Genomic DNA, 26,277 nt, shown 5'->3' with positions numbered 1-26,277 from the left:
CGCCGGGACGACGGCATTGGATGGGCGACATAACGCGCCCATCCCGCAAGCTCACTGCTCGCTCAGTGATAGCGCGCGGCAAAATCCGCCGTGCGGCGCGGCCACAGGGTTGGTGGCTCCGGCAGCGCCGCGGCACCCGCATTGTGCGTATCCTGCAGCGCCTCGATGAAATCGGCGAACCATTGCTGGATGGTGCCGCTGTTGAGCTTCTCCATCATGGCTTCCCAGCGCATCCGCCGCTCGGTCAGCGGCATCGCGAGCGCGGTCGCCAGAGTGCGCGCCATGCCGTCGATGTCGTGCGGATTGACCAGCAGTGCGGCGTCGAGCTCGTTCGCCGCGCCGGCGAATTTCGACAGCACCAGCACGCCCGGATCGGCCGGATTTTGCGCGGCGACATATTCCTTGGCGACGAGGTTCATGCCGTCCTGCAGCGGCGTCACCACGCCGACCTGCGCGGTGCGATAGAGCCCCGCGAGCACGCCCTGGCCAAAGCCCTTGTTGAGATAGCGGATCGGGGTCCAGTCCACCTCGCCATGCACGCCGTTGACGTCGGTGACGAGTTTCGCCACCTCGCTCGCGAGATTGCCGTAGGCCTCGATCGCGCCGCGCGAGGGCGTTGCGATCTGCAGCAGCGACACCGAACGCTTCAGCGCCGGGTGCATCGTCCACATCTTGTCGAACGCCTTGATGCGGTTGACGAGGCCCTTGGAATAGTCGAGCCGGTCGACGCCGATCGCAAGCTTCTCGCCGTTGAGGCTGCGCCGCAGCCGCGTCACGTCGGGATGCGTCATCGCCTTGGTCGCCTGCTGGGCGAACTTCTCGGGATCGATGCCGATCGGAAACACCGCCGCGCGGGTGCGGCCGAACGGCGAATTGATCACGCCGTCGCGCACCTCGAATTCGAGATCGTGCTGCACATAACTCAGGAAGTTGTCGCAGTCCTCTTCGGTCTGGAAGCCGATCAGGTCATAGGACAGCATCGCCTCGATCAGCTCACGATGATTGGGCACGCCTGCGATCACCGCGCGCGCCGGCCACGGCGTGTGCAGGAAGAAGCCGATCGGCTGCGTGACGCCGAGATCGCGCAGCTCCGCACCGAGCGCGAGGAAATGATAGTCCTGGATCCAGAACACGGAATCCGGCTTGCGGAAGCGCAGCAGCGCGCGCGCCATGAACGCGTTCACTTCGCGGTAGCTGGTGTAATCCTCGTGCGAGGCACGAATCAGATCGGCGCGCGAATGCATCGCCGGCCACAGCGCCGAGTTGGCAAAGCTTCATAGTAGCCGCCATAGTGCGCGGCCGGCAGATCGAGCATCGCCAGCGCGCCCGCACCGAGAGCTTCGACCTCAGCAAAAGGTTCCTTCAGGTTCCCGTCGCGGACCCGTCCGCTGGAACCAACCCATATTGCCCCTGTCTTTTCCACCACCGGCAACAATGCCGCTGCAAGCCCCCCCGTCATGGGTTCATTGGGTTTTCCGCGCGAAACGCGGTTCGATACGACGACGAGGTTCACCAGGTCCCCTCCTGTTGGTCAACTCGCGTATTAACAACCATTCATCAAGATGGTTCCTGATCAAGGAATCTCCCAAATGAAACCAAATTCTGGCGAAGCGTGAAGGAACTCGCGGGAACTCGCGAAAAGAAAATTGCGCGCGAGGTTGACGCCACGACGCAAAAGCACCGCATTCGATTCGAGCCCGCGATGCAGTTGATTTGGTTAGGACAGATTCACGTCCCTATCATCGTCGAGCAGCCGCGCGAGAAACGCGCGCACGTCGCTCGGCCCGTCGAAATGTCCGGCGACACCGGTCGCGCGACGTCCAACGGAGAATGCGAGCCCCTCATAGTCAGGCATGACCGCGAACACCGTCTCGTCGGTGACGTCGTCGCCGATGAAGAACGGGCGGCGTCCCCTGAACGGCTGATGCGTCATCAGCTCGAGCACGCCGGTTGCCTTGGTGAAGCCGGAATGCTTGATCTCGCAGACGCTCTTGCCCGGCAGCACTTCGATCGGCGCGTTCGGCAACTCGGCGCGGATCAGCGACACCGCTTCATAGATCGCCTTCTCTGCCTGCGGCGCCAGCCGATAATGCAGCGCCAGTGAGTAACCCTTGTCCTCGAGCAGAATGCCGGGGCTGAGCTTTGCGATCGCGGCGAGGCGCCGCTTCAATTCCTTGTCGAGCGGCGGCGCGTGCGCGGCGACCGCCTCGCTGTCCGGCTGCAGCCGCATCTCGGCGCCATGGCCGCCGATCGCGGGGAATACCTCCGGCGCGAAGATCAGGTCGATGTCGTTGAGCGAGCGCCCGCTGACCAGCGCCAGCGCGCCGCCGGTGCGCTCATGCAGTTGCTTCAGCGTGGTCGCGAGCTCCGGCGGCACCCAGACCTCGCGCGGGGTCGGCGCGAAATCGAGCAAGGTGCCGTCGATGTCGAGCAGCACCGCGGTGCGATCCAGCGGCGGAATCAGCGACGCCGGCGCCGGCAGGCTGCCGGTCGTGGCGTCAGGGGTGATGTCATCATCCAGGGGCATTTCGGCTACGTCATGCTTCGTCATAGTCTACTCCACAAATGCCAAAGGCCGCGCGACGGATTCGAGCGATTTTCGCTCGGCCGCAACGGCGTAGCGCCACGCGACGGCTGCGGCGGCGATCATGAGTGCCGCTCCCAGAAGGTAGCCGGCGAAAACGCTATTGCGCGATCCGGTGTCGATCAGCACGCCGAACAGCGCAGGTCCAATCACGCCGCCGATGCCGGTACCGACCGCATAGAAGACGGCGATTGCAAGCGCGCGGACCTCCAGCGGAAACGTCTCGCTGACGGTGAGATAAGCGGCGCTTGCCGCAGGCGAAGCGAAGAAGAAGATCACCATCCAGGCGACGGTCTGGGTCTGTGCGCTGAACACGCCGATCGAGAACAGATAACCGGACAACGCGAGCAGCACGCCCGACACGGCGTAGGTCAGCACGATCATGGTGCGGCGGCCAAGCGTGTCGAACAAGCGGCCGAGCAGCAGCGGCCCCAGGAAGTTGCCGGCGGCGAACGGCAAGATGTACCAGCCGACATTGCTGGCGGCGATGCCGAAGAAATCGGTCAGGATCAGCGCGAAGGTGAAGAAGATCGCGTTGTAGAAGAATGCCTGTGCGGCCATCAGCGTGAGCCCGACCAGCGAGCGCTGCCGGTAGGTAGAGAACAGCGTCACCGCGACCTCGCGCAGCGGCGTGTGATCGCGCATCCGAAGCTTGATCTTGTCGAAATCTTCGCTCGACTGTTCGTGGCCGAGCACGGAGGTCTCGATGCCGGCGACGATCTTGTGGGCCTCGTCGGGGCGGCCATGGATCATCAGCCAGCGCGGGCTTTCCGGAATCCACATCCGCATGAACAGCACGACGAGGCCGAGCGCCGCGCCGGTGAAATAGGCGATCCGCCAGCCATGATCGGGCGCAAGGAACGCGGGATCGAGCAAGACGATTGCGCTCACCGCGCCGATCGCAGCACCGATCCAGAAGCTGCCGTTGATGACGAGATCGGTCCAGCCGCGATAGCGCGCCGGCACCAGCTCCTGGATGGTCGAATTGATCGCGGTGTATTCGCCGCCGATGCCGGCGCCGGTGAGAAAACGAAACACCGCGTAGCTCGCGACATTCCACGACAGCGCGGTCGCCGCCGTCGCCGAGAGATAAACCGCGAGCGTGATGAAGAACAGCTTCTTGCGGCCGATCCGGTCGGTGAGCCAGCCGAAGCCGAGCGCGCCGAGCACGGCGCCGGCGAGATAGGCGCTGCTGGCGAGGCCGACATCGGCGTTGGAGAAGCTCATTGTCGGGCTCTCCTTCAGCGCGCCCGACAGCGCGCCGGCCAGCGTCACTTCGAGCCCGTCGAGAATCCAGGTGATGCCGAGCGCCAGCACGACGCGGGTGTGAAAACCGCTCCAGCTGAGATTGTCGAGCCGAACCGGGATCGAGGTCTCGATGATGCGGTCGTCATTCCCTGCATCCAGCGACGCCGTCCTGTCGGCCGTTGTCGCAGAGCTGACCTGTGTCTGCTGCAGATTCATCAGATTGGACCAATGAGAAAATCCCCGGAACGGTGCGTTCCAAGGTCCTCCCTCCCAGGATTGCGGCAAACGGAGTGCCCGCCACGCGACGTCAACGCCGCAGACCGGCAAGGGTTCCCGCAATGCGGCATAGGAACCGCGACCGCGGCGGACCGTTCTCGGCTGAAGATCCACGGAGCTATCGATGGCCGCAAGCAAGAGAGCGACGCGCAAGACGGCACGAAAGCCAGCACGAAAATCGACCGCACGATCGGCGAGCACTGCACGCCGCAAGCGTGGAGCCAAGACAACAACGTCGAAGCGCTGGTCGCAACGGGTGACGAGGGAGAGCGACGCGCTCGACCTCAAGCACGGCGTGTTCAAGCAGACCAGTGCGAAGAAGATCGCATCATCGCTGAAGCGATCTGCCGAGCACAGCACGCGCCGCAAGAGCGGCGCCTATCGTTCCGCATTGTCGATGCTGACCTTCTACATCAACCGCGCCGGCAGGACGCTGCCGAAGACGGAGCGCTCACGGCTGGAACGCGCCAAGGTCGAGTTAAAGCATCAGTTCGGGCGGGGTTAAGATTGTCGTCCTGGCGAAAGCCAGGACCCATTACCACCACTGTCAATTGCTGTAAGGACAATTCGCCCGCTTGCCCCTTTCGAGGGCCGCGGTGTTTGGGTCCTGGCTTTCGCCAGGACGACGACGGCGGATAGACCGGCGCGTCCGCTACGCCGCGCGGATGTTCGCCATGAAGCGGTCGAGCTCCTCGCGCAGCCGCGAGCTTTCGACCGACAGCGAGCGGGCCGAGTTCAACACCTCTTCGGAGGCGGCTCCCGTCTCGGTCGCGCCGCGATTGACCTGGGTGACGCTGGAAGCGGTTTCCTGGGTGCCTTGCGCGACGTTCTGCACGCTGCGGGCGATCTCCTGCGTTGCCGCGCTCTGCTGCTCGACCGAGCTGGCGATATTGGTCGCGATCCCGGAGATCTGCCCGATCGTGCCGCCGATCTCCTTGATCGCAGCGACTGACTCCTGCGTCGCGGCCTGCATGCCCGAGATGTGGGTGGAGATCTCGTCGGTGGCCCTGGCGGTCTGGCTCGCCAGCGATTTCACCTCGGAGGCGACCACCGCAAAGCCGCGGCCCGCATCGCCGGCGCGCGCGGCCTCGATGGTGGCGTTCAGCGCCAAGAGGTTGGTCTGCTCGGCGATCGCGGTGATCAGCTTGACGACGTCGCCGATCTCCTGCGCGGCGCGCGAGAGCTTGCCGATCCGCGCATCGGTCTGCTCGGCCTGGCGGACGGCGGAATCGGCGATCTGACTGGATTCCTTGGCGCGGCGGCCGATCTCGTCGACCGATGCGGACAGCTCTTCGGTCGCGGAGGCGACCGATTGCATGTTGCTGGAGGCCTCCTCGGAGGCGCCGGCGACCTGGCTCGACAGGTTCTGCGTGGTCTCTGCTGTCCGGGTCAGCGTACCGGCCGCGGATTCGAGCTGCACGGCGGACGCCGACACGTTGGAGACGATCGAGCCGACGGCGGATTCGAATTCGTCGGCGAAACGAATCAGCTCGGTGCGCCGCGCGGCGGCACTCGCCTTGTTCTGCGCTTCCTGGGTCGCGGCATCGCGCTCGGCCTTGGCAACGGCCTGGACCTTGAACTCTTCCACGGCGCTGGCCATCTCGCCGAGCTCGTCGCGACGGCCGAGGCCGGGCAGCACGACGTCGAAATTGCCCGCCGCAAGCTCGCGCATCGCGGCACACATCGCCGCGATCGGACGCGAAATGCCCTTGCCGAGCAGGAACGCCCACACCAGCCCAAGCACGAAGCTGCCGGCCGCAAGCATCAGGATCAACTGCTCGGTTTCGCCGATCATGGCATGCGATTCGTTCTCGAGCCGTTTCTGGTCGGCGAGCAGATCGGACTTCATCGCCGCCGCGCCCTGGCTGATGGCAGCCGCGGATTCCGTCATCTCGACGGTCAATTCGTCGATCGACTTGGCATTCGCGATCAGCTTGGCGAGCGCCTCGCGGTACTCTCCTAGCAGCGCGGCGATGTCCTTCACGCTTTGGGTGATCCGCTCGTCCTTCGAGGTGATGCCCTTCACCAGATTGTCGGCGAATTTCAGCCGGGCGAGCGCGCTGGAGGCGACCGTCTTGTCGCCATTGACGACGAAGCTGTTGACGGCGCCGGTGATCGACTGCAGCTGGTCGGCGACCTTCTTGGCGCCGAACTGGATCGACTGCAGCTCGGAATCGTCGGCATTGCTCGGCAGATCGTCGAGCTTGTAGCGCATCGAGGTCGCGCTGCGGGTCAGCTTGTTCTGCGCGACCTGCGCGCTGTCGTCCTTGATGCGGACGATCTCGGCAAAGATCTTGGTGAAGGCGCGGAATTCACGCTCCAGCTTGGTGACCTGCTCGAGCCGGGCCGGATTGGTGGTGCCCTTCATCGACGCCACGATGGCGTCCTTCAGGCTGGCCTCGGCGGCGAGCGCAGCCTTGGCGTCGTCCTCCTTGCCGGTCGCGACGTAGTAGCGCGCCAGCGAACGGTAGGAGATCATTTCGCGATCGATGTTGCGGGCAAGATCGGCTTCCGCGACGCTCTGGCGATAGGAGCCGACGCCGGCGGAGACCCGCTCGAAGCCATATAGGCGAAGCCCATGGTGGCTGCCGAAAGCGCCAGCGTGACGGCAAAGCCGACCATGATCTTGGCGCGAAATCTGAGGGTTGGGAACCTGATCGACGACGACCGCTTCAGCCCCGGCATTCCAACCCCCGTCTTCATTCTGAAAACCACGCGGGGTCCGGCGGCAAACCGCCCCAGCCCCGGAGGGCAAAACTAAGGCAGAATCAATAAGGCCCGGTAAATAGGCAGCGGCCGCCGCTCTCTGTCCGGTACTACCTTGGTCGGCCCGGGGGTGCGGGCAAGGTGATTGACGCGCGGGTCCGGCCCGATACTTTAAAACCGATCAAACCTGTCCCTGCCCGGGCCAGGAGAACACATCGGGAGGTGTCCCATGTCATCGCGTCGAGCGGCGCCGTTGGCGCATGCGGCGAGCGTAGCTGCCGGCGAAGTCGCCCGGCCAATGACATTCCCCCTCACGACCTAGAATATAAAGACGGGCCGGACCGCGAACCTCGCGGCATGGCGCCGACACTCTTGCGACCCGCGCGGCCGACCGCGCCAAGAAAAGCAAAAAATTCTGGTCAGGGAGAACGCCTTTGGCGAAGCAGAACGGCAGCGCCACCGACAGTATTGTCGTGGTGCAGGCAAAGACCACCGGGCCGCGGGAGGCCGCCGACGAGATCGCGCGCCAATTGGCGGCGGTCGATCTCGCCATGCTCGTGGTGTTCGTGTCGCCGTTCTATGATCCGCAGCAATTCATTGCCGAACTGTCCGGCCGGATGCCCGACATCCCGATCTTCGGCTGCACCACGGCGGGCGAATTGTCGCCCGGCGGCTGGGAGGAGGACAGCGTCGTGGCAATGGGCTTCGATGCGGCCGATTTCGTCATCGCGGCCCGGCCGCTGTTCGACCTGTCGACGTTTCGGGTCGACCACGGCCGTTCGATCTGCACCGAGTTGCAGAGCGAATTCGCGCAGCGCACCGAGCATTGCGATCACACCGACGATTCCTTCGGGCTGCTGTTCATCGACGGCATGTGCCAGCGCGAGGAAACCATCATGTCGGCGATCTACGCATCGCTCGGCGACATCCCGGTGGTCGGCGGCTCCGCCGGCGACGGCCTGCGCTTCGAGAAGTCCTGGGTGTTCCACGGCGGCGAGGCCCATACCGACGCCGCCGTCCTGATCCTGATCCGGACCCGGCTGCCGTTCCGCCTGTTCAAGTGCGATCATTTCGAGCCGACCTCGACCAAGATGGTGGTGACCGAGGCCGACATCGAGCACCGCATCGTCAAGGAGCTGAACGCCGAGCCGGCCGCGCTGGAATATTCCCGCGCCGTCGGCCTCAGCGACAGCAAGCTCGAACTGTTCTCGTTCGCGGCGCATCCGGTGCTGGTCCGCGTCGGCGGCGCCTATTACGCGCGGTCGATCCAGCGCACCAATCCCGACGGGTCGCTGCAATTCTTCTGCGCCATCGACGAAGGCATGGTGCTGACGGTGGCGCGCGAGCGCGATCCGATCGACGTGACGAGCCGCCTGCTCAAGGAGCTGACCGAAGATCTCGGCGAGGTCTCGATGTTCATCGGCTTCGAATGCGTGCTGCGCCGGCTCGACGTCGAACAGCGCCAGCTGTCGCGGGAGATGTCGGAGCTCTATCGCCGTAACAAAGTGATTGGCTTTCAGACCTATGGCGAGCAGTATCGCTCCATGCATGTCAACCAGACGCTGACCGGCATCGCCATCGGCAAGCGGGCTGTCGCGCCGCAATGACCGACACCAAGACGACGCGCATCGCTGCCCTCGAACGCGAAGCCGAGAAGCTGCGCAAGATCAACGCGGCGCTGATGTCGCGCGTCGAACGTTCGACCGACCAGCAGCTCAACGCCTTCTCCCTGTTCGAGACCGCGATCGCGCTGGATCAGCAGGTGCGCGACCGTACCCAGCAGCTCAAGCAGGCGCTGCAATCGCTGGAGAAGACCAACGGACGCCTGCTGCAAGCCAAGCAGCAGGCCGAGGCGGCGAGCTCGCTGAAATCGTCGGTGCTGGTTTCGGTGACGCACGACCTGTTGCAGCCGCTGAATGCGGCGCGGCTGACGCTGTCCGCGCTGACCGAGATGGCGACCGAGCCCAAGAGCGTCGCGCTGACCGACCAGATCGACCGCTCGCTGGCGACGCTCGAGGACATGCTGCGGACGCTGCTCGACATCTCGAAGCTCGATGCCGGCGTGCTCAGGCCCGAATTCGGTCCGGTCGCGATCGCTTCGCTGTTCGAGCCGCTGCAGCAGGAATTCGTGGCGACCGCCGCCAAGCGCAATCTCGACTTCCGGATCATGCCGTCGTCGGCGGTGGTCCGCTCCGATCCGCTGATGTTGCGCAGGATCCTGCAGAACCTCCTGGCCAACGCGTTGCGCTACACCCAGCGCGGCACCGTGCTGATGGGATGCCGCCTCAAGGGCGACGATATCTGCATCGAGGTGCACGACACCGGGCCGGGCATCCCGGAAGCCCAGCGCGAGGCGATCTTCGTCGAATTTCAGCGCGGCGACGCCGGCGCCGGCGACAAGGCAGGCATCGGGCTCGGCCTTTCGATCGTGCGCCGGTTTGCGACCTGCTCGGCCATAACATCAGGCTGAGTTCGCGCGCCGGCAAGGGCTCGGTGTTCTCGGTCACGGTGCCCCGCACCCTCGATCCGGTTGCGACCCCGGTGCGCGAGCAGGCCAGCGTCGACTATCGCTATGGCGGCATGGAGGGCGCGAAGATCCTGCTGATCGAGAACGATCTCTCGAGCGCCGAGGGTCTCGCCCATCTGCTGGAGAAATGGGGCTGCGACGTCGCCGTGACGATCTCCAAGACCGAGGCGCTCGAGCGCATCCACGCGCTGGACGGCATTCCCGACGCCATCATCGCCGACCTGCATCTCGACAATGGCGAGACCGGAATCCAGGCCGTCGACGTGATTCGCGGCGAGATCAACGCCAAGGTTCCGGCGATCATCGTCACCGCCGACTACTCGGCCAAGGCCGCCTCCGACGTCTCGGCCTTTGGCCACGAACTCCTGAAGAAGCCGATCAAGCCCGCCGAGATGCGCTCGCTGCTGTCGTTCCTGCTCGCGGCGGAACAGTCGAACGCGCGGCTATGACCGGAGCGTTTTCGAGCGAAGTGGATACCGGTTCGCGTGAAGTAAACGCGTCAAGACAAAAACCTGGAGCCACGTTCCGATTCCATCGGTACGGGAAAGGCTCTAGTCGCCGCACGACGGCGAGGCCGTCGCCGGTGCGTGGTCCTGCTTGCCGAAATCCAGTTTCGACAGCGCGATGATGGCCTCGGTCCGGCTGCGCACGCCGAGCTTGCGCAGGATCTCCGAGACATGCACCTTGACGGTGGTGACCGAGATATCGAGTTGATAGGCGATGTGCTTGTTCTGCAGGCCGCGGCAGATCATGTCGAGCACGCGAAGCTGCTGCGCGGTGAACTGGCCGAGCTGCTGCACCAATTCCTTGGTCTCGGCCTGGCCCTTCCGCGCGGCGGCGGCATCGCGGAAGCGCGTCGGCAGGAATACTTCGCCTTCGAGGATGCCGCGCAGCAGGCGGGCCAGCTCGGCCTTCGGCGTCGACTTCGGAATGAACCCGGAAATGCCGAGCGAGATCGCGCCGCCGATGATTCGGGAATCATCATGCGCCGACACGATCACCAGCGCGCTGCGCGGCGCCGCGGCGCGGACCCGATAGGCGCCGAGCAGGCCCGTGGTCCCGGGCATCGACAAATCGAGCAGGATCAGATCAAGGCCATCGCGCGCGGCGATCACATCAAGCGCGCCGTCGATCGAGGTCGCTTGCAGCACCTCGGCATCGGGAAATTCGGCCCCGATCACGCCGATCAGGGCGGCGCGGAACAGCGGGTGGTCCTCGACGATCAGCAGTCGAGGCGCACCCGCCTTATCGAGCGGCGGCTCGTCCGCCAGGGGCGCGGTCGTGGTCAATGCTGCGCCGTCCTCCCTCGGATCGCTGATGACAGCCATGATATGCACGACGTTATCTCAAAGACGACCGGCAGCCTATAGGCGGATAGTCAATGCGTCAGCCTCGCAGCGCAGCAAGCCTTAAGGCGACTTCTCCGCCTTTGCACCCGAGCTGGTCTCAAGGGCCGGAAGCGGAATCTTGCCGAGCTCGATGATCGCCTTGTTGCGGCTGAACAGCTTCAGCTTGCGCAGGATCTCGGTGACATGCGCCTTCACTGTCGATTCCGCGAGCTTGAGCTCGGAGGCGATCTCGCGGTTCTGCAGGCCGCGGATGATCAAATGCAGCACCCGGATCTGCTGCGGCGTCAGCTTCTGAATCCGTTCGCGCAGCGTCCGCGCCGTCTCGGATTGGTCCAGCGCGCCGACCGCGACGAAATCCCGCGGCGCCGAGACCGATCCGCTCAGCACGCGCGCGATCGCCTGCGACAGTTCGCCGAGCGAGGTCGATTTCGGCAGATAGCCGACCGCGCCCATTTCCAGCGCCTCGCGGATGGTGTGCTTGTCTTCTTCACTGGAGACGATGGCGATCGGCAGCCGCGGATAGCGATCCCTGAGCTTCTGGAAGCCGGAGAAGCCGACCACGTCGGGCAGCAGCAGATCGAGCAGCGCCAGATCGATGTTCGGCTCGCTGGCGAGGATGCCGAGCGCCCCCTTGATCGAGGTCGCCTCATAGATCCGGGCATCGGGATGCGAGATGCGGATGGCGTTGCCAAGCGCCTCCCCGAACAGGGGGTGATCGTCGATGATCAGGAACCCCATCATGAGGACCCTCGCACTGCTCTTCGCCTAGTTCCCGCCGGTATCCTGCACGCTCTGCAGATAGGCATATACGTTTCTGAGCTCGTCGTCGCTGAAGACGTCCTTCCAGGCCGGCATGCCCTTGGCTGGCCGCCCGTCATGGACCGTCTTCCAGAATGTCGATTCCATTTCGTCAGCATAGCGCTTCTTGAGCAGCCTGAGGTCGATCTTTCGCTCGGCCTGCACCGCGTCTGGACCGTGGCAATGGGCGCAAGTGCCGTTGAACACCTCCCGGCCCGCGGTGGCATCGCCTTTGGCATCCCCGGCGGACGCGGCAGTCTGAACCGGCTTCTCGGCAGCAGTCGCCTGCCCGACCGTGACCGGCTCGCTGGCCCCGACGGACGATGTCGTCGCCGGCGCCACCTGGCCGAACTTCACCGGAGCGCCATTGGGCACGCCATATTTGGCAAACAGGGCGGAAATCTCCGGTTGCAGCGACGGCAGCACGCCGTCGACCTCATCGCGCAGCGCGCCGGACGCCTTGGCGAAGCCGATCGCGGTCGCCCAGAGCAGGCCGTCGCCCTCGGTCGAGACGATCTGGTACTTGTCGCCGTAGCTGGTCTTGTTGAGCCAACCCGCCACCGGCGCCCAGATGAAGGCGACATCGACCTTGCCCTGGTCGAGGGCCGTCATGCCCTCTTCCGGGCTGAGCACGGTGACCTTCTGGATATCGTCGCGCATCGCCAGCAGGTTTTGCGGCGTCGATTGATACTGCACCGCAACCCGCAATCCCCTGAGATCGTCGACGCCGGCAAGCTTGCGATCCCTGGCGCCGACCAGCGCGTAGCCTTCATGGGCGATCGGCTTCGAGAAGATCACCGCCGGGCCCATGAAATCGTCGATCAAGGGCAGGCCGACCATGGCGTCGCACTGCTTGCTGAGCAGCGTCTCCCGTACGGTGCGCTTGCCGAAATAGGACTTGTACCAATTATAGCTCACCGTGCGGCCGAGCTTTTGCGCCACCGCCTGGCCGATCTCGAGATAGAGACCGGGCTTGCCCGGCTCGTCGCTCGAGAACGGCAGGTTGGTCGGATCGGCGCAGAGCCGCAGCGGCGGTTTTGCTTCGTCCGCGCCGGCCGAGACGGCCGGCGCAAGCAGCGTGGCGGAGAGCAGCACGGTCCGGATCACCTTTCCCAACTGCACGCTGCGCGCCGAGTTGGGTACTTCGTTGCACTTGATGGACACGGACAATGCTGCCTCCTTGCGACGATCGTTACTGCAGGGCGAACACGAACAGCGAGCCGCCTTCCGGCGCCGCGGCGACCATCTTCTTGCCGATGTCACCGAGGAAGGCCGGCAGCGCCGCGGTGCGTCCGACCACGATCGCGACATACTGCTTGCCGTCAACCGAATAGGTCACGGGACCCGCGCCAATGCCGCTGCCGAGGTTCTTGCTCCACAGCACCTTGCCGTTCTTGGCATCGATGGCGCGGAAATCGCCGTGCAGATTGCCGGAGAACACCAGATTGCCGCCGGTCGTCAGCGTGCCGCCGTTGAAGGGCAGGTCTTCCTTGATGCTCCACACCTTCTTGTTGGCCACGGGATCCCAGGCCACGAGCTCGCCGAGGAAGCCGCCGGGACCCGGCTTGGTCGGGAATTCGGCGCCGAGATAGAACACGCCGCGCTTGTAGTTCACGTCAGAGACCGACCAGTCCATGCAGACATTGTTGCTCGGGATGTAGACGAGACCGGTCCCAGGGTTGAACGACATCGGCTGCCAGTTCTTGCCGCCGATCAGGTTCGGGCAGATGTCCTTGGCCGGATGGCCGGGGCCCGGACGCTTGTCCGGATCCTCTTCCGCCCGCATCGTGTTGATGTCCCACTTCTTGGCCCAGTTGGCGAAGACATACTTCTCGGCCGAGATCACCTTGCCGGTCTCGCGGTTGGCGACGAAGAAGAAGCCGTTGCGGTCCGCCTTCATCAGGACCGGGGTCTCGGCACCCTTGATCTTGAGGTCGGCGAGCAAGAGCTCGTTGACGCCGTCATAGTCCCAGGCGTCGGCCGGCGTGCCCTGGATGTGCCACTTGATCTTGCCGGTGTTGGGATCGATCGCCAGCGTCGAGGCCGTATAGAGGTTGGTCAGCTTGCCGAAATTGCCGTCGCCGGTGGAGCGCACGCCGGTATTCCACGGCCCCGGATTGCTGGTACCCCAGTAGACCGTATCGGACTTGGCATCGTAGGAGCCGACCAGCCAGGCGGCGCCGCCGCCATGCAGCCCGGTGTCGCCCTTCCAGGTGTCGCTGCCGGGCTCGCCCGGCGCCGGCACCGTGAAGGTCTGCCAGAGCAGCTTGCCGTCCTTGAGGTTGAACGCCTGCAACGCGCCGCGGACGCCGTATTCGCCGCCGCCGAAGCCGGTGATCACCTTGTCGCGGACGATGAGCGGCGGCGAGGTGATCACCGAGCCCTGCTTGTAGTCGACGACGGTCGAAGTCCAGAGCTCCTTGCCGGTCTCGGCGTCGAGCGCGGTCAGCTTGCCGTCGAGCCGGCCGACCAGGATCTTGCCGTCGGCGTAGGATACGCCGCGGCTGTTGACGTCGCAGCAGGCGTATTGAAGCACGTCATCCGGAATGTCGGGCTGCCAGGTCCATTTGCGTGCGCCGGTCGCGGCATCGATCGCATAGACGTATTTCGGGCCCCACGAGGTCGACACGTACAGCGTCTTGCCGATCACCAGCGGCGACGATTCGTTGGAGCGCAGCGAGGCGAGCGACAGCGAGTAGACCAGTTGCAGCTTGCCGGCATTCTCGGAATTGATCTGCTTCAGCGGGCTGAAGCGCGTATTGCCGTAGTCGTGGCCGGCGATCGCCCATCCGTTCGGATCGGACGCCGCCTTCACGACGGAATCGTTTGCTTTCGACGCACCGATGCTGGCCATCACCATGGCGACCAGCGACACACCGGCAAAGAAAATCCCGCTCCTCAGCTTCATTGGCTTCCTCCAATATGGTTTCGTTGCCGCGATGGATGCATCGCGCGCGCGGATCGATACCCAATTTCATGAACCAGCGATCTTGCGTCGCTGCGTCGGCGATGAAAATGACAGCAACGCTTTTGCGTCGTTATAGGCGGAAGGTAGTAGCGTCAGCGGCGGCGATTTTGGCGTGCCGCAGGCAGCATCGATCTGCCGCAGATCGCCTGCACCGCCGCGCAATTTCGTCGCGCCGGAGCGCGCCAGAAGCAGCTTGCAAATTGCCCATCGAACGGCCGCCTGCTAGGATCGGAGGTACAGCCCGGAGCCTTCGTGACAGGGCCGTAACTACGACTTTGATCGCGGTTACGTCCCATCTGAAGCATGGTCTACTGGGCCCATAACGAAGCTATTGGGAGAAACGCGTGTCTACAGTCAAACTGACGGTAAACGGCAAGGCGGTCTCGGTCGACGTCGAGGACCGGACCCTCCTCGTGCATCTGTTGCGCGAAAACCTCAACCTCACCGGCACCCATGTCGGCTGCGATACCAGCCAGTGCGGCGCCTGCGTCGTCCATGTCGACGGACGGGCGGTCAAATCCTGCACCATGCTGGCCGGCCAGGCGGCGGGCTCCAACGTCACCACCATCGAAGGCCTCGCCAAGGGCGACGAGCTGCACCCGATGCAGGCGGCGTTTCGCGACAATCACGGCCTGCAGTGCGGCTATTGCACTCCCGGCATGATCATGTCCGCGGTCGATATCGTGCATCGCCATGGTGGCAAGCTCGACGAGGAAACGGTTCGCCACGAGCTCGAAGGCAATATCTGCCGCTGCACCGGCTACCACAACATCGTCAAGGCGGTGCTCGACGCTGCCAGCCGCATGAAGGTCGCGCAGGCCGCCGAATAGCGCGCCGCGCAACGCATACGATCAAGCTCATCACCGCCGATCTCGATGGAAACGGCGGCAAATCGAATCTCCGGTCGGGAGGACTAGACCATGGGTGTTGAAGGAATTGGCGCACGTGTTGTGCGCAAGGAAGATCGCCGGTTCATCACCGGACAAGGACGTTACGTCGACGACGTTAAAATGGTCGGCATGAGTTACGCGCACTTCATCCGCAGCCCGCATGCCCATGCCAAGGTCAAGGGCATCAACTCCACCGAGGCCATGAAGATGCCCGGCGTGATCGCGGTGCTGACCGGACAGCAGATCGTCGACGACAAGGTCGGCAATCTGATCTGCGGCTGGGCAATCACCTCGAAGGACGGTTCGCCGATGAAAATGGGCGCGTGGCCGGCGATGGCGCCGGAGACCGTGCGCTTCGTCGGACAGGCGGTCGCGGTCGTGATCGCCGAGACCAAGAACCAGGCCAAGGACGCGGCGGAAGCCGTCGTCGTCGATTACGAAGAGCTTCCCGCGGCGGCCGACATCAAGGCTGCGATCAAGCCGGGCGCGCCGCAGCTGCATCCCGAGGCCCCCGGCAACATCGTCTATGACTGGCATCTCGGCGACGAAGCCGCGGTCAAGGATGCGTTCAGCAAGGCGGCCAATGTGGTGACGCTCGACCTCACCAACAACCGCCTGGTGCCGAATGCGATGGAGCCGCGCGCGGCCGTCGCGCATTACGACCAGGCCGAGGAGCACTATACGCTCTACACGACCTCGCAGAATCCGCACGTCGCCCGCCTCGTGCTGTCGGCGTTCTACAACATCGCGCCCGAGCACAAGCTGCGCGTGATCGCGCCCGACGTCGGCGGCGGCTTCGGCTCGAAGATCTACATCTATCCGGAAGAGATGGTGGCGCTGTGGGCCTCCAAGAAGGTGGGCCGTCCGGTGAAGTGGACCGGTGATCGTTCGGAGGCCTTCCTCACCGACGCGCATGGCCGCGACCATGTCTCGAAGGCGGAGATGGCGTTCGACAAGGACAACAAGATCCTTGGCCTGCGGGTGAAGACCCACGCCAATTTCGGCGCCTATATGTCGCTGTTCTCCTCGGCAGTGCCGACCTATCTCTACGCGACGCTGCTGTCGGGCCAGTACGTGATCCCGGCGATCTACGCCGAGGTGATCGGCGTCTACACCAACACCACGCCGGTCGACGCCTATCGCGGCGCCGGCCGTCCCGAGGCGAGCTACCTGATCGAGCGCATGATGGAGACGGCGGCGCGGCAGTTGAAGGTCGATCCGGCCGAGCTGCGCAAGAAGAACTTCATCACCACGTTCCCGTATCAGACGCCGGTCATCATGGCGTATGACATCGGCGACTTCCACGCCTCGATCGACGCCGCGATGAAGGCGATCGATTATGCCGGCTTCCCGGCGCGCAAGGCCAAGGCGAAGGCCGACGGCAAGCTGCGCGGCATCGGCGTCTCCTGCTACATCGAGGCTTGCGGCATCGCGCCGTCGAAGGCGGTCGGCAGTCTCGGTGCCGGCGTCGGCCTGTGGGAGTCAGCGGAGATCCGCGTCAATCCGGTCGGCACCATCGAGGTGCTCACCGGCTCGCACAGCCACGGCCAGGGCCATGAGACGACGTTCTGCCAGATCATCGCGGAGCGGCTCGGCGTGCCGATCAGCCAGGTCTCGATCGTCCATGGCGATACCGACAAGGTGCAGTTCGGCATGGGCACCTACGGCTCGCGCTCGCTCGCGGTCGGCGGCACGGCGATCGTGAAGGCGATGGAGAAGGTCGAGGCCAAGGCCAAGAAGATCGCGGCACATGCGCTCGAGGCGTCCGAGAGCGACATCGTGATCGAGAACGGCGAGTTCAAGGTCACCGGCACCGACAAGTCGATCGCGCTGCCGATGGTCGCGCTCGCCGCCTATACCGCGCACAATCTGCCTGACGGCATGGAGCCCGGCCTGAAGGAGACGGCGTTCTACGACCCGACCAACTTCACGTTCCCGGCCGGCGCTTACATCTGCGAGCTCGAGGTCGACCCGGGCACCGGCAAGACCTCCTTCGTCAACTTCGTGGCAGCGGACGATTTCGGCCGGCTGATCAACCCGATGATTGTCGAAGGCCAGGTCCATGGCGGCCTTGCGCAGGGCATCGGCCAGGCGCTGCTCGAGGGTGCGGTCTATGACGACACCGGCCAGCTCGTGACCGCGTCGTTCATGGATTACACCATGCCGCGCGCCGACGACCTGCCGTCGTTCCAGCTCTCCCACACCACGACGCTGTGTCCGGGCAACCCGCTCGGCGTCAAGGGCTGCGGCGAAGCCGGCGCAATCGGCGCCTCTGCTGCCGTGATCAACGCGATCACGGACGCCATCGGCAACAACAAGCTGGAAATGCCGGCGACGCCCGATCGCGTCTGGCACGCCATTCACGGTTGAGGGAGGATACGATGTACGAGACCAACTATCACCGCGCATCCTCGATCGACGATGCCGTGGCGCAGTTCGCCAAGGGCACGGACTCCAAGTTCCTGTCCGGTGGACAGACCTTGCTCCCCGTGATGAAGCAGCGCCTTGCGGCGCCGTCCGACGTGATCGACGTCGCCAAGATCAAGGACATGATCGGCATCGAGGTGTCCGGCGACACCGTGACCATCAAGGCGGCGACCACGCATTACGACGTGGCGCAAAGTGACGCCGTGCAGAAGGCGATCCCGGCGCTGGCCAATCTGGCGTCGATGATCGGCGATCCGGCCGTGCGTCATCGCGGCACGATCGGCGGCTCGCTCGCCAACAACGACCCGGCGGCGGATTATCCGGCGGCGGTGCTGGCGCTCGGTGCTGTGGTCAAGACCAACAAGCGGTCGATCCCGGCGGAGGACTTCTTCAAGGGCCTGTTCTCGACGGCACTCGAGGATGGCGAGATGATCACCGCGGTGTCGTTCCCGGTCCCGGCCAAGGCGGGCTATGCGAAGTTTCCGAACCCGGCCTCGCGCTTCGCGCTGACCGGCGTGTTCGTCGCCAAGACCAAGTCGGGTGACGTCCGCGTGGCCGCGACCGGCGCCTCGCAGAGCGGCGTCATGCGGGTGGCGCCGATCGAGCAGGCGCTGAAGGCGAACTGGGCCGCGTCGGCGCTGGATAGCGTCACGATCCCGGCGAGCGGCCTGCTCGCCGACATCCACGGCTCGGCGGATTACCGCGCGAACCTGGTGAAGGTGATGGGACAGCGGGCGGTGACCGCCGCCGGCTAGCTCCTATCCTACCGGAACCTATGCAGACGGCGCGCAGCGATGCGCGCCGTTCGCGTTTTGCTGGCATTCCAGCCGAAAAGGCTTGCCACATCCCCCATAAGGCGAGAGAATTTAGCTAATCAGCTAATTAAGAATACCGTCAGACGGACGGCCCCGGGGAGAGGACCCATGACGTTCGGCAGAGCAAACGAGCCCCCATTGCCATGGCTAGCGACGGCCAGGCCGCGCCTTTGACGGCAGCGCCGATGCGATCCCCTGGCGCGTCGGACAAGTGAACAAGACCCTTCGATTACTCCCCTATAGCAACAACGGAACAACAACGTGCTCGACAAGCCCGTCTCCCAAACCGCCGCTCGCACCTCGGGCCCGCTCACAGGCTTCCGCATCGTCGAATTCGCCGGCATCGGTCCCGGCCCGTTCGCCTGCATGCTGCTCGCCGACATGGGCGCCGAGGTCATCACGCTGGACCGGGTCGGCGCGGGCAAGAATTTGAAGGCGGTCGCGACCCGCGGCCGCAAGGTCATCGAGCTCGACCTCAAGAACAAGGCGGCCATTGCCGAAGCGCTCGACCTGCTCGGCCATGCCGACGCGCTGATCGAAGGCTTCCGTCCCGGCGTGATGGAGCGCCTCGGCCTCGGCCCCGATGTCGTACTCGCGCGCAATCCGAAACTGGTCTACGGGCGCATGACCGGCTGGGGCCAGGAAGGCCCGCTGGCGAATGCCGCCGGCCACGACATCAACTACATCTCGATCACGGGGGCGCTGGCTGCGATCGGCACCAAGGAGAAGCCGGTGCCGCCGCTCAATTTGGTCGGCGATTTCGGCGGCGGCGCGCTGTACCTCGTGGTCGGCGTGCTCGCCGCGCTCCTGGAAGCGCAGAAGTCCGGCAAGGGCCAGGTCGTCGACACCGCGATGTGCGACGGTGCCGCCTCGCTGATGTCGATGTTCTACGACATGGCCGCGCAGGGCCGCTGGAGCGGCGGCCGCGACCAGAATTTCCTCGACGGCGGCGCGCATTTCTATGGCGTCTATGAATGCTCCTGCGGCAACTTCATCTCGATCGGCTCGATCGAGCCGCAGTTCTATGCGCTGCTGCGCAAGCATGCCGACCTGACCGACGCCGACTTCGACGCCCAGATGGACCGCAAGGCCTGGCCGGCGCTGAAGGCGAAGCTGGAAAAGGTGTTCAAGAGCAAGTCGCGCGCCGACTGGTGCAAGATCATGGAAGGCACCGACATCTGCTTCGCGCCGATCCTGACCATGGAGGAAGCGCCCAAGCATCCGCACATGGCGGCACGCCAGGTTTTCGTCGAGCGCCACGGCGTCACCCAGCCCGCGCCCGCGCCGCGCTTCTCGCGCACGCCGTCGGCAATCCGCGAGCCGGAGCTGGCGAGCATTGGGGATGTGACGGCGGAGTGGAAGGCGGCAGCGAAGTAGCCTCCGCCGTCATTGCGAGGAGCGAAGCGACGAAGCAATCCATTTCTCCGCAAGCGGTGAGATGGATTGCTTCGCTTCGCTCGCAATGACGAAATGCGGCGCGGTCGCTAACCGGTGGCTAAGCCGCGTGATCGACCTTCAGCACCCCGCGGCGGATCTGGTCTTCCTCGATCGATTCGAACAGCGCCTTGAAGTTGCCTTCGCCGAAGCCGTCGTCGCCCTTGCGCTGGATGAACTCGAAGAAGATCGGCCCGATCGCATTCGCCGAGAAGATCTGCAGCAGCACCTTGGTCTGGCCGCCGTCGACCACGCCCTCACCGTCGATCAGGATGCCGTTGGTCTTGAGCCGCGCGACGTCCTCGCCGTGCTTGGGCAGACGGGCGTCGATCCGCTCGAAATAGGTGTCGGGCGGCGACGGCATGAACGGCAGGCCGTCGGCGCGCAACCGCTCGACCGTCGCGTGGATATCGCGGGCGCCGCAGGCGATGTGCTGGATGCCCTCGCCGTGATAGACGTTGAGATATTCCTCGATCTGCCCGGAATCGCCGGCATCCTCGTTGATCGGAATCCGGATCTTGCCGTCCGGGCTGGTCAACGCGCGGGAGAACAGGCCGGACGCGCGGCCCTCGATGTCGAAGAAGCGGATCTGGCGGAAGTTGAACAGCTTTGCATAGAAGCCGGTCCAGACATCCATGCGGCCGCGATGGACGTTATGGGTGAGGTGATCGACATAATAGAGACCCGAGCCGGCGGGACGCGGATTGACGGCGCCGAGCCATTCGAACTCGGCATCATAGGCCGAACCCTTGGCGCCATAGCGGTCGACGAAATACAGCAGGCTGCCGCCGATGCCCTTGATCGCCGGCACATCGAGCGTCTTCTCCGCGGATGACACATCCGCCGGCTCCGCGCCGAGCGCGATCGCGCGCTCATAGGCGTGCTTGGCATCGACCACGCGGAACGCCATCGACGGCGCGCAGGGGCCGTGCGCAGCGACGAAGTTGAAACCGTGGCTGCCAGGCTCCTCATTGACGAGATAGTTGATGTCGCCCTGGCGATAGACCGTGATCGCCTTGGTCCGGTGGCGGGCGACCGCGACGAAGCCCATCAGCTTGAACAGAGCGTGCAGCTCAGCCGGATTGGGGTGGGCGTATTCGACGAACTCGAAGCCGTCGGTACCCATCGGATTCTCAGTGCTGATTTCGGCCGGCGGCGCATCGTGCGGAAACGGACCCATGGCGGTAACTCCCTGATTTGTCTGGCGATCAGTTTCCGTCATCTGCCGCGCAACGTGCGTGCAAAATTGGGCTAATTTTGCTAATATCGCGCACGATCCGTGCATGAAATGGACATTTGACGCATGCCCGAAGTCGACGCTTTCGACCTCAAAATGCTCGCCGCGCTGCAGGATGACGGCCGGCTGACCAACCAGCAGCTGGCCGACCTGGTTGGGCTTTCCGCCTCGCAATGCTCGCGGCGGCGGATGCGACTCGAGGAGGAGAAGGTGATCGCGGGCTACCACGCCGACCTCGCCGGCGAGGCGCTCGGCTTCGGCCTGATCGCCTTCATCCACATCACGCTGGCGACCCATTCGCCCGACAACGCCAAGCGGTTTCGCGAACTGGTCAACCGCGTCGACGACATCCAGGAGGCCTATGCGCTGACGGGCGACGCCGACTACGTGCTGAAGGTGATGCTGCGCGACCTCAAGAGCCTGTCCGACATCGTCAACAACGTGCTGATGCCGCACCAGAGCGTGGCGCATGTGCGCTCCTCGATCGTGCTCGATCGCCTGAAGGAGAGCACCAAGCTGCCGTTGAAGGCCTTGCAGGGTTGACGTGGCGCAAATCGAGGGAAATCCGTCATTCGCTTTCCCAGCGTGCTTTGCGATGATCTGCGTGAGTTGGTTCGATGGTGCAACATCGGCGGTGGGCTCCCTCTCCCCTTGTGGGAGAGGGTTGGGGTGAGGGGTTCTCTCCGCGGAGCACACTCTGCCGAGAGACCGCGACCCCCCCCCCGGACCACATCTTGCGATGTGATCCGACCTCTCCCACAAGGGGAGAGGTGCAGCCAGTGTGCGGCATCCATCAAGAAACTGAGGAACGACCATGGCGCTGCAGCTGCGACCGAACTGCGAATATTGCGACAAGGACCTGCCACCGAGCGCCACCGACGCCCGGATCTGCTCCTATGAATGCACGTTCTGTGCGGACTGCGCCGAGACCAAGCTCGGCAATGTCTGCCCGAACTGCGGCGGCGGCTTTGCGCCGCGGCCGATCCGCCCGGCCAAGCCGTGGCGGCCGGGTGTCTGCACCATGAACCAGCCGCCGTCGGACAAGCGGGTGCATCTGAAATACAGTCTCGAGGACTGCGCGGCGCATACGGCGCGGCTGCGGGAGATTCGTCCAGAGGATCGATAACCTCTCCTCGTCATTGCGAGGAGCAAAGCGACGAAGCAATCCATCCGTCGTCATACGCGGATCGATGGATGCTTCGCTTCGCTCGCAATGACGGATGCGTCACTCCGCAGCGACGATGGTGCCCTCGACCTCACCAAAACCGACGCGATAGCCGTCGCCCTGGCACCAGCCACGCATAACCAGCGAATCGCCGTTTTCGAGGAACGAGCGCGTCACGCCGCTCGCAAGCTCCACCGGCTCGGTGCCGTTCCAGCTGATTTCCAGGAGGCTGCCGCGCTGATGCTTTTCCGGACCGGAGATCGTGCCGCTGCCGAGGAGATCGCCGACATTCATCGCGCAGCCGCTGGAGGCGTGGTGCACCAGCTGCTGCACCGACGACCAATACATGTACTTGAAATTGGTGCTGCAGATTGTCTTGGCCTCGTTCATCGCACCGGCGCGCAACGCGACGTCGAGCTGCATGTCGTAATTGTTCGGCCGGGCCTGCTTGAGATAAGCGAGCGGCTCCGGCTCTTGCTTCGGGCCCTGCATGCGGAACGGCTCCAGCGCCTCGCGCGTCACCACCCACGGGCTGATCGAGGTCGCGAACGCCTTGGCCTGGAACGGGCCGAGCGGCACGTATTCCCACTGCTGGATGTCGCGCGCGCTCCAGTCGTTGAGGATGACGAAGCCGAAGATCATCTCCTCGGCCTGCTTCTCGGTCAGCATCTCGCCCATCGCCGACGCCTGCCCGACAACGACCCCCATCTCGAGCTCGAAGTCGAGCCGCTTGCACGGGCCGAAGCTCGGCACTTCAGCGGTCGGCGGCTTCAGCTGACCGCGCGGCCGCTTCACTTTGGTGCCCGACACCACCACCGTCGAGGCGCGGCCGTTGTAGCCGATCGGCATATGCAGCCAGTTCGGCTGCAGCGCGTTGTCTTTGCCGCGGAACATGACGCCGACATTGGTGGCGTGCTCCTTCGACGAATAGAAATCGGTATAGCCCGAGACCGCGAACGGCATGTGCAGCCTGACATCGGCCATCGGCACCAGCGCCCGTGCGCGCAATTCCCTGTTGTCGCGCAGCTCCGGATGATCCGAGCGCAGCAGCTCGCTGATCCGCGCCCGCGTCGCCGACCACACCTTCGGCCCGAGCGCCATGAAGGCGTTCAGCGACGGCTGCGAGAACACGCCGAGCGGCCCGACATCGAGCCGGGAATCCTGCTCGAGCTCCCAGAGATCGAGCACATAATCGCCGATCGCAACGCCGACACGCGGCGCAAGGCCATCCTTCGACGAGAACACGCCGTAGGGCAGGTTCTGGATCGGGAAGTCGGAGGTGGGTGCGACGTCGATGAAGGAGCGGAGTTTGGGGTCGTTGGGGTGGGTCATGGGGGTTCCGATGTGCAATCTGGCGCAACAGCTGATCTTCTTCACCCTCCCCTGGAGGGGGAGGGTCGACGCGAATGAAATGAGCGGCGGGGTGGGGTGACGGTCTATCCGCGAACGCACCGCCCGTGTTGAGAGATCACCCCACCCCGTTTCGCATTCCGCTTCGCTGCATGCGAACCGACCCTCCCCCTCCAGGGGAGGGTAAGATCATGGCTTGGTCGGGTCGAACTTCTTCTCGAGGCCCTTCCAGCAATCCGAGTAGTCGTCCTGCAGCGTCGATGACGTCGCGGCGTGCTGGGTCACGCGCTGCGGGAAACGGGTCTCGAACATGAAGGCCATGGTGCCGGTCAGCTTGACCGGCTTCAGCTCGCTGTTGCTGGCGTGCTCGAAGGCTTCGCGGTCGGGGCCGTGCGGCAGCATGCAATTGTGCAGGCTGATGCCGCCGGGCACGAAGCCCTGCGGCTTGGCATCGTAGACGCCGTAGATCAGGCCCATGAACTCCGACATGATGTTCATGTGGTACCACGGCGGACGGAAGGTGTTGTCAGCCACCATCCAGCGCTCCGGGAAGATCACGAAGTCGATATTCGCGGTGCCGGCGGTCTCCGACGGCGAGGTCAGCACCGTGAAGATCGAGGGATCGGGATGATCGAAGGCGATCGCGCCGACCGGCGAGAAGGTGCGCAGATCGTATTTGTAGGGCGCGTAATTGCCGTGCCAGGCGACCACGTCGATCGGCGAATGCGGCAACGTGGTCTTGAACAGCGAACCGCCCCATTTCACGTAGAGCTCGGTCGGCGTGTCCTTGTCCTCGTAGGTCGCCACCGGCGTCAGGAAGTCGCGCGAATTTGCGAGGCAATTGGCGCCGATCGGGCCGCGCTCCGGCAACGTGAACGCGCCGCCGTAATTCTCGCAGAGATAGCCGCGCGCCGGTCCGTCAGGAATCTCGACGCGGAACTTGACGCCGCGCGGGATCACCACGATCTCGCCCGGCTCGGCATCGATGCGGCCGAACTCGGTGACGACCCGCAGATTGCCCTGCTGCAGCACGAACATCATCTCGCCGTCGGCATTGTAGAAATGCTGATCGATCATCGATTTGGTGATGAGATAGATGTGCGCCGCCATGCCGGCCTGGGTGTTGGCATCACCCGCCGTGGTCATGGTCTGCACACCCTGCAGGAAGGTCATGTCCTCCTTCGGGATCGGCGCCGGATCCCAGCGCAGCTGTGCGATCGGCATGTCGTATTCGTGGCACGGCGCGGTGCGCCACAGCCCGGCATCGGCCTTGGCGAAGCGGCCGGAATGCCGCACCGACGGACGGATGCGATAGAGCCAGGAGCGCTCATTGGTGCCGCGCGGCGCCGTGAACGGCGAGCCGGACAATTGTTCGGCATAGAGCCCATAGGCGCAGCGCTGCGGCGAGTTGCGCCCCATCGGCAGCGCGCCGGGCAAGGCCTCGGTCTCAAAGCTGTTACCGAAGCCGGACATGTAGCCCGGCGTCACTTGCCCCGAGCTGCGCACGATCTGATCAGGCGAGGTGTTGATGTTCATCACTATCCTCCTTGCAGGGCGGCCCACATTTCCTGGTCGCGCTTGTCGGTCCAGATCACGGGATCGTCGATCCCGGACGCCTCGTCATAGGCGCGCGAAACGTTGAACGGCAGGCAGTGCTCGTAGATCGCAAAACTCGAGAACTTCGGATCCATCACCTCGCGCGTCGCCGCCATCGATTCTTTCAGGCTGCGGCCCTTGGCGACGGACGATTCGGCGGCACCGTAGAGCGTGGTGACGAAATCGCGGGTCATCGCGATCGCATCACGTCCGGTCTCGAGGCCCTTCAGCGCGTCGCCGCGGCCCGGCGCGATCGCCTTCGGATTGAAGGCGCGGATCTCGTTCAAGGTCATCGGCCATTCGCGCAAATGCGCATCGCCGCAATAGCAGGCCGAGTGGTACTCGATGAGGTCGCCCGAAAACATCACCTCGGCATCCGGCACCCAGGCGACGATGTCGCCCGAGGTGTGGCCGGCGCCGAGCTGCATCAGCCGCACCTCGCGCTTGCCGAGATAGATCGACATCTCGCCTTCGAAGGTCAGCGTCGGCCAGGTCAGGCCGGGAATGCTCGCCGCATCCTGGAACAGGCGCGGGAAGCGGCCGTATTCGGAATCCCAGTCCTGCTGGCCGCGCTCCTCGATCAGGCGGTAGGTCTCCTGCGAGGCCACGATGCCTTGCGCCTTGTAGGCGGAGGCGCCGAGCACCCGCACCGCGTGATAGTGCGACAGCACGACATATTTGATCGGCTTGTCGGTGACGGTCTTGACCCGCTCGATCACCTTGTTGGCCATCGCGGGCGTCGCCTGCGCGTCGAACACCAGGCAGCCATCCTCGCCGACGATCACGGCGGTGTTGGGATCGCCCTCGGCGGTGAAGGCGTAGAGATCGGTGCCGATCTCGGAGAAGGTGACCTTCTTCTCCGCGAGGTCCGTGGTCGATGCGAAACCTTTGGCCATCAGTTCAATCC

At 64.6% G+C, this 26,277-nt stretch carries 20 protein-coding genes and 3 pseudogenes; 11 read left to right on the top strand and 12 right to left on the bottom strand.

The window, feature by feature from the left end:
* Positions 1–62: 62 nt before the first annotated feature.
* From AKN84_RS37515 to AKN84_RS37505, 3 genes and pseudogenes are all read right to left on the bottom strand, one after another.
* Positions 63–1,513 (bottom strand): annotated as a pseudogene (locus AKN84_RS37515) (trehalose-6-phosphate synthase).
* A gap of 204 nt (positions 1,514–1,717) precedes the next feature.
* Positions 1,718–2,527 (bottom strand): trehalose-phosphatase, encoded by an 810-nt coding sequence (otsB, locus tag AKN84_RS37510; RefSeq protein WP_244485697.1) that lies wholly within the window; start codon positions 2,525–2,527, stop codon positions 1,718–1,720.
* Positions 2,528–2,554: 27 nt separating this feature from the next.
* Positions 2,555–4,048 carry an MFS transporter gene (locus AKN84_RS37505; protein ID WP_050425434.1) on the bottom strand — a complete coding sequence of 498 codons (1,494 nt, stop codon included), beginning with the start codon at positions 4,046–4,048 and terminating at the stop codon, positions 2,555–2,557.
* 184 nt (positions 4,049–4,232) lie between these two features.
* Between AKN84_RS37505 and AKN84_RS37500 the strand changes: the two genes are divergently transcribed.
* A complete protein-coding gene (locus tag AKN84_RS37500) occupies positions 4,233–4,613 on the top strand; it encodes a DUF3175 domain-containing protein (protein ID WP_128971500.1) in 381 nt (126 codons plus the stop codon).
* Between the two features lie 147 nt (positions 4,614–4,760).
* Here the strand turns inward: AKN84_RS37500 and AKN84_RS37495 are convergent.
* Positions 4,761–6,730 (bottom strand): annotated as a pseudogene (locus AKN84_RS37495) (methyl-accepting chemotaxis protein).
* Between AKN84_RS37495 and AKN84_RS49565 the strand changes: the two are divergent.
* From AKN84_RS49565 to AKN84_RS37485, 3 genes and pseudogenes are all read left to right on the top strand, one after another.
* Positions 6,687–6,869: a hypothetical protein gene (locus AKN84_RS49565; RefSeq protein WP_244485698.1), complete on the top strand. Its 183-nt coding sequence runs from the start codon at positions 6,687–6,689 to the stop codon at positions 6,867–6,869. The pseudogene AKN84_RS37495 and the gene AKN84_RS49565 overlap by 44 nt on opposite strands.
* A gap of 379 nt (positions 6,870–7,248) precedes the next feature.
* Positions 7,249–8,421 (top strand): FIST N-terminal domain-containing protein, encoded by a 1,173-nt coding sequence (locus AKN84_RS37490; RefSeq protein ID WP_050425432.1) that lies wholly within the window; start codon positions 7,249–7,251, stop codon positions 8,419–8,421.
* Positions 8,418–9,790 (top strand): annotated as a pseudogene (locus AKN84_RS37485) (hybrid sensor histidine kinase/response regulator). The gene AKN84_RS37490 and the pseudogene AKN84_RS37485 overlap by 4 nt, the downstream one beginning before the upstream one ends.
* Before the next feature lie 102 nt (positions 9,791–9,892).
* On the opposite strand, the gene AKN84_RS37480 reads toward AKN84_RS37485, so the two are convergent.
* The 4 genes from AKN84_RS37480 to AKN84_RS37465 form a co-directional block, all read right to left on the bottom strand.
* On the bottom strand, positions 9,893–10,669 hold the full coding sequence (locus AKN84_RS37480; RefSeq protein ID WP_244485695.1) for a LuxR C-terminal-related transcriptional regulator: 777 nt from the start codon (positions 10,667–10,669) through the stop codon (positions 9,893–9,895).
* A gap of 81 nt (positions 10,670–10,750) precedes the next feature.
* Complete coding sequence (locus tag AKN84_RS37475) at positions 10,751–11,431, bottom strand: response regulator (protein WP_050425431.1); 681 nt, start codon at positions 11,429–11,431, stop codon at positions 10,751–10,753.
* A 24-nt stretch (positions 11,432–11,455) separates the two neighbouring features.
* Complete coding sequence (locus AKN84_RS37470) at positions 11,456–12,652, bottom strand: c-type cytochrome (protein WP_050425436.1); 1,197 nt, start codon at positions 12,650–12,652, stop codon at positions 11,456–11,458.
* A gap of 28 nt (positions 12,653–12,680) precedes the next feature.
* Positions 12,681–14,348, bottom strand: coding sequence for a PQQ-dependent dehydrogenase, methanol/ethanol family (locus AKN84_RS37465; RefSeq protein WP_193399713.1), 1,668 nt, complete (start codon positions 14,346–14,348; stop codon positions 12,681–12,683).
* On the opposite strand from AKN84_RS37465, the gene AKN84_RS37460 reads away from it, so the two are divergent.
* The 5 genes from AKN84_RS37460 (at position 14,332) to AKN84_RS37440 (ending at position 19,965) form a co-directional block, all read left to right on the top strand.
* Positions 14,332–14,532 carry a hypothetical protein gene (locus tag AKN84_RS37460; protein WP_244485693.1) on the top strand — a complete coding sequence of 67 codons (201 nt, stop codon included), beginning with the start codon at positions 14,332–14,334 and terminating at the stop codon, positions 14,530–14,532. The genes AKN84_RS37465 and AKN84_RS37460 overlap by 17 nt on opposite strands.
* A gap of 268 nt (positions 14,533–14,800) precedes the next feature.
* Positions 14,801–15,286: a (2Fe-2S)-binding protein gene (locus AKN84_RS37455; RefSeq protein WP_050425428.1), complete on the top strand. Its 486-nt coding sequence runs from the start codon at positions 14,801–14,803 to the stop codon at positions 15,284–15,286.
* 90 nt (positions 15,287–15,376) lie between these two features.
* Positions 15,377–17,716, top strand: a complete 2,340-nt coding sequence (locus AKN84_RS37450; protein WP_050425427.1) for a xanthine dehydrogenase family protein molybdopterin-binding subunit — start codon at positions 15,377–15,379, stop codon at positions 17,714–17,716.
* An 11-nt stretch (positions 17,717–17,727) separates the two neighbouring features.
* Positions 17,728–18,528, top strand: coding sequence for an FAD binding domain-containing protein (locus AKN84_RS37445; protein ID WP_050425426.1), 801 nt, complete (start codon positions 17,728–17,730; stop codon positions 18,526–18,528).
* 321 nt (positions 18,529–18,849) lie between these two features.
* Positions 18,850–19,965 (top strand): CaiB/BaiF CoA transferase family protein, encoded by a 1,116-nt coding sequence (locus AKN84_RS37440; protein WP_050425425.1) that lies wholly within the window; start codon positions 18,850–18,852, stop codon positions 19,963–19,965.
* Positions 19,966–20,083: 118 nt separating this feature from the next.
* Here AKN84_RS37440 and hppD read toward each other — a convergent pair whose 3' ends face one another.
* Positions 20,084–21,202, bottom strand: a complete 1,119-nt coding sequence (gene hppD / locus AKN84_RS37435) for a 4-hydroxyphenylpyruvate dioxygenase (RefSeq protein WP_050425424.1) — start codon at positions 21,200–21,202, stop codon at positions 20,084–20,086.
* 123 nt (positions 21,203–21,325) lie between these two features.
* On the opposite strand from hppD, the gene AKN84_RS37430 reads away from it, so the two are divergent.
* Together AKN84_RS37430 and AKN84_RS37425 are read left to right on the top strand one after the other, a co-directional pair.
* The gene (locus AKN84_RS37430; RefSeq protein WP_050425423.1) at positions 21,326–21,802 is read left to right on the top strand and encodes an Lrp/AsnC family transcriptional regulator; all 477 of its coding nucleotides are present in this window, start codon (positions 21,326–21,328) and stop codon (positions 21,800–21,802) included.
* A gap of 271 nt (positions 21,803–22,073) precedes the next feature.
* Positions 22,074–22,385: a DUF1272 domain-containing protein gene (locus AKN84_RS37425; protein WP_050425422.1), complete on the top strand. Its 312-nt coding sequence runs from the start codon at positions 22,074–22,076 to the stop codon at positions 22,383–22,385.
* Between the two features lie 99 nt (positions 22,386–22,484).
* Here AKN84_RS37425 and fahA read toward each other — a convergent pair whose 3' ends face one another.
* The 3 genes from fahA to AKN84_RS37410 all read right to left on the bottom strand — a co-directional run bounded on the left by fahA (position 22,485) and on the right by AKN84_RS37410 (position 26,266).
* Positions 22,485–23,756, bottom strand: coding sequence for a fumarylacetoacetase (gene fahA / locus AKN84_RS37420; protein ID WP_050425421.1), 1,272 nt, complete (start codon positions 23,754–23,756; stop codon positions 22,485–22,487).
* Positions 23,757–23,963: 207 nt separating this feature from the next.
* A complete protein-coding gene (hmgA, locus tag AKN84_RS37415; RefSeq protein ID WP_050425420.1) occupies positions 23,964–25,310 on the bottom strand; it encodes a homogentisate 1,2-dioxygenase in 1,347 nt (448 codons plus the stop codon).
* 2 nt (positions 25,311–25,312) lie between these two features.
* Positions 25,313–26,266, bottom strand: coding sequence for an MBL fold metallo-hydrolase (locus AKN84_RS37410; protein ID WP_024583655.1), 954 nt, complete (start codon positions 26,264–26,266; stop codon positions 25,313–25,315).
* Positions 26,267–26,277: the final 11 nt, after the last annotated feature.

Source organism: Bradyrhizobium tropiciagri, assembly GCF_001189845.1.
In the GTDB taxonomy this organism is placed as follows: domain Bacteria; phylum Pseudomonadota; class Alphaproteobacteria; order Rhizobiales; family Xanthobacteraceae; genus Bradyrhizobium; species Bradyrhizobium tropiciagri.
This window is presented reverse-complemented; position numbering and strand designations above follow the sequence as displayed.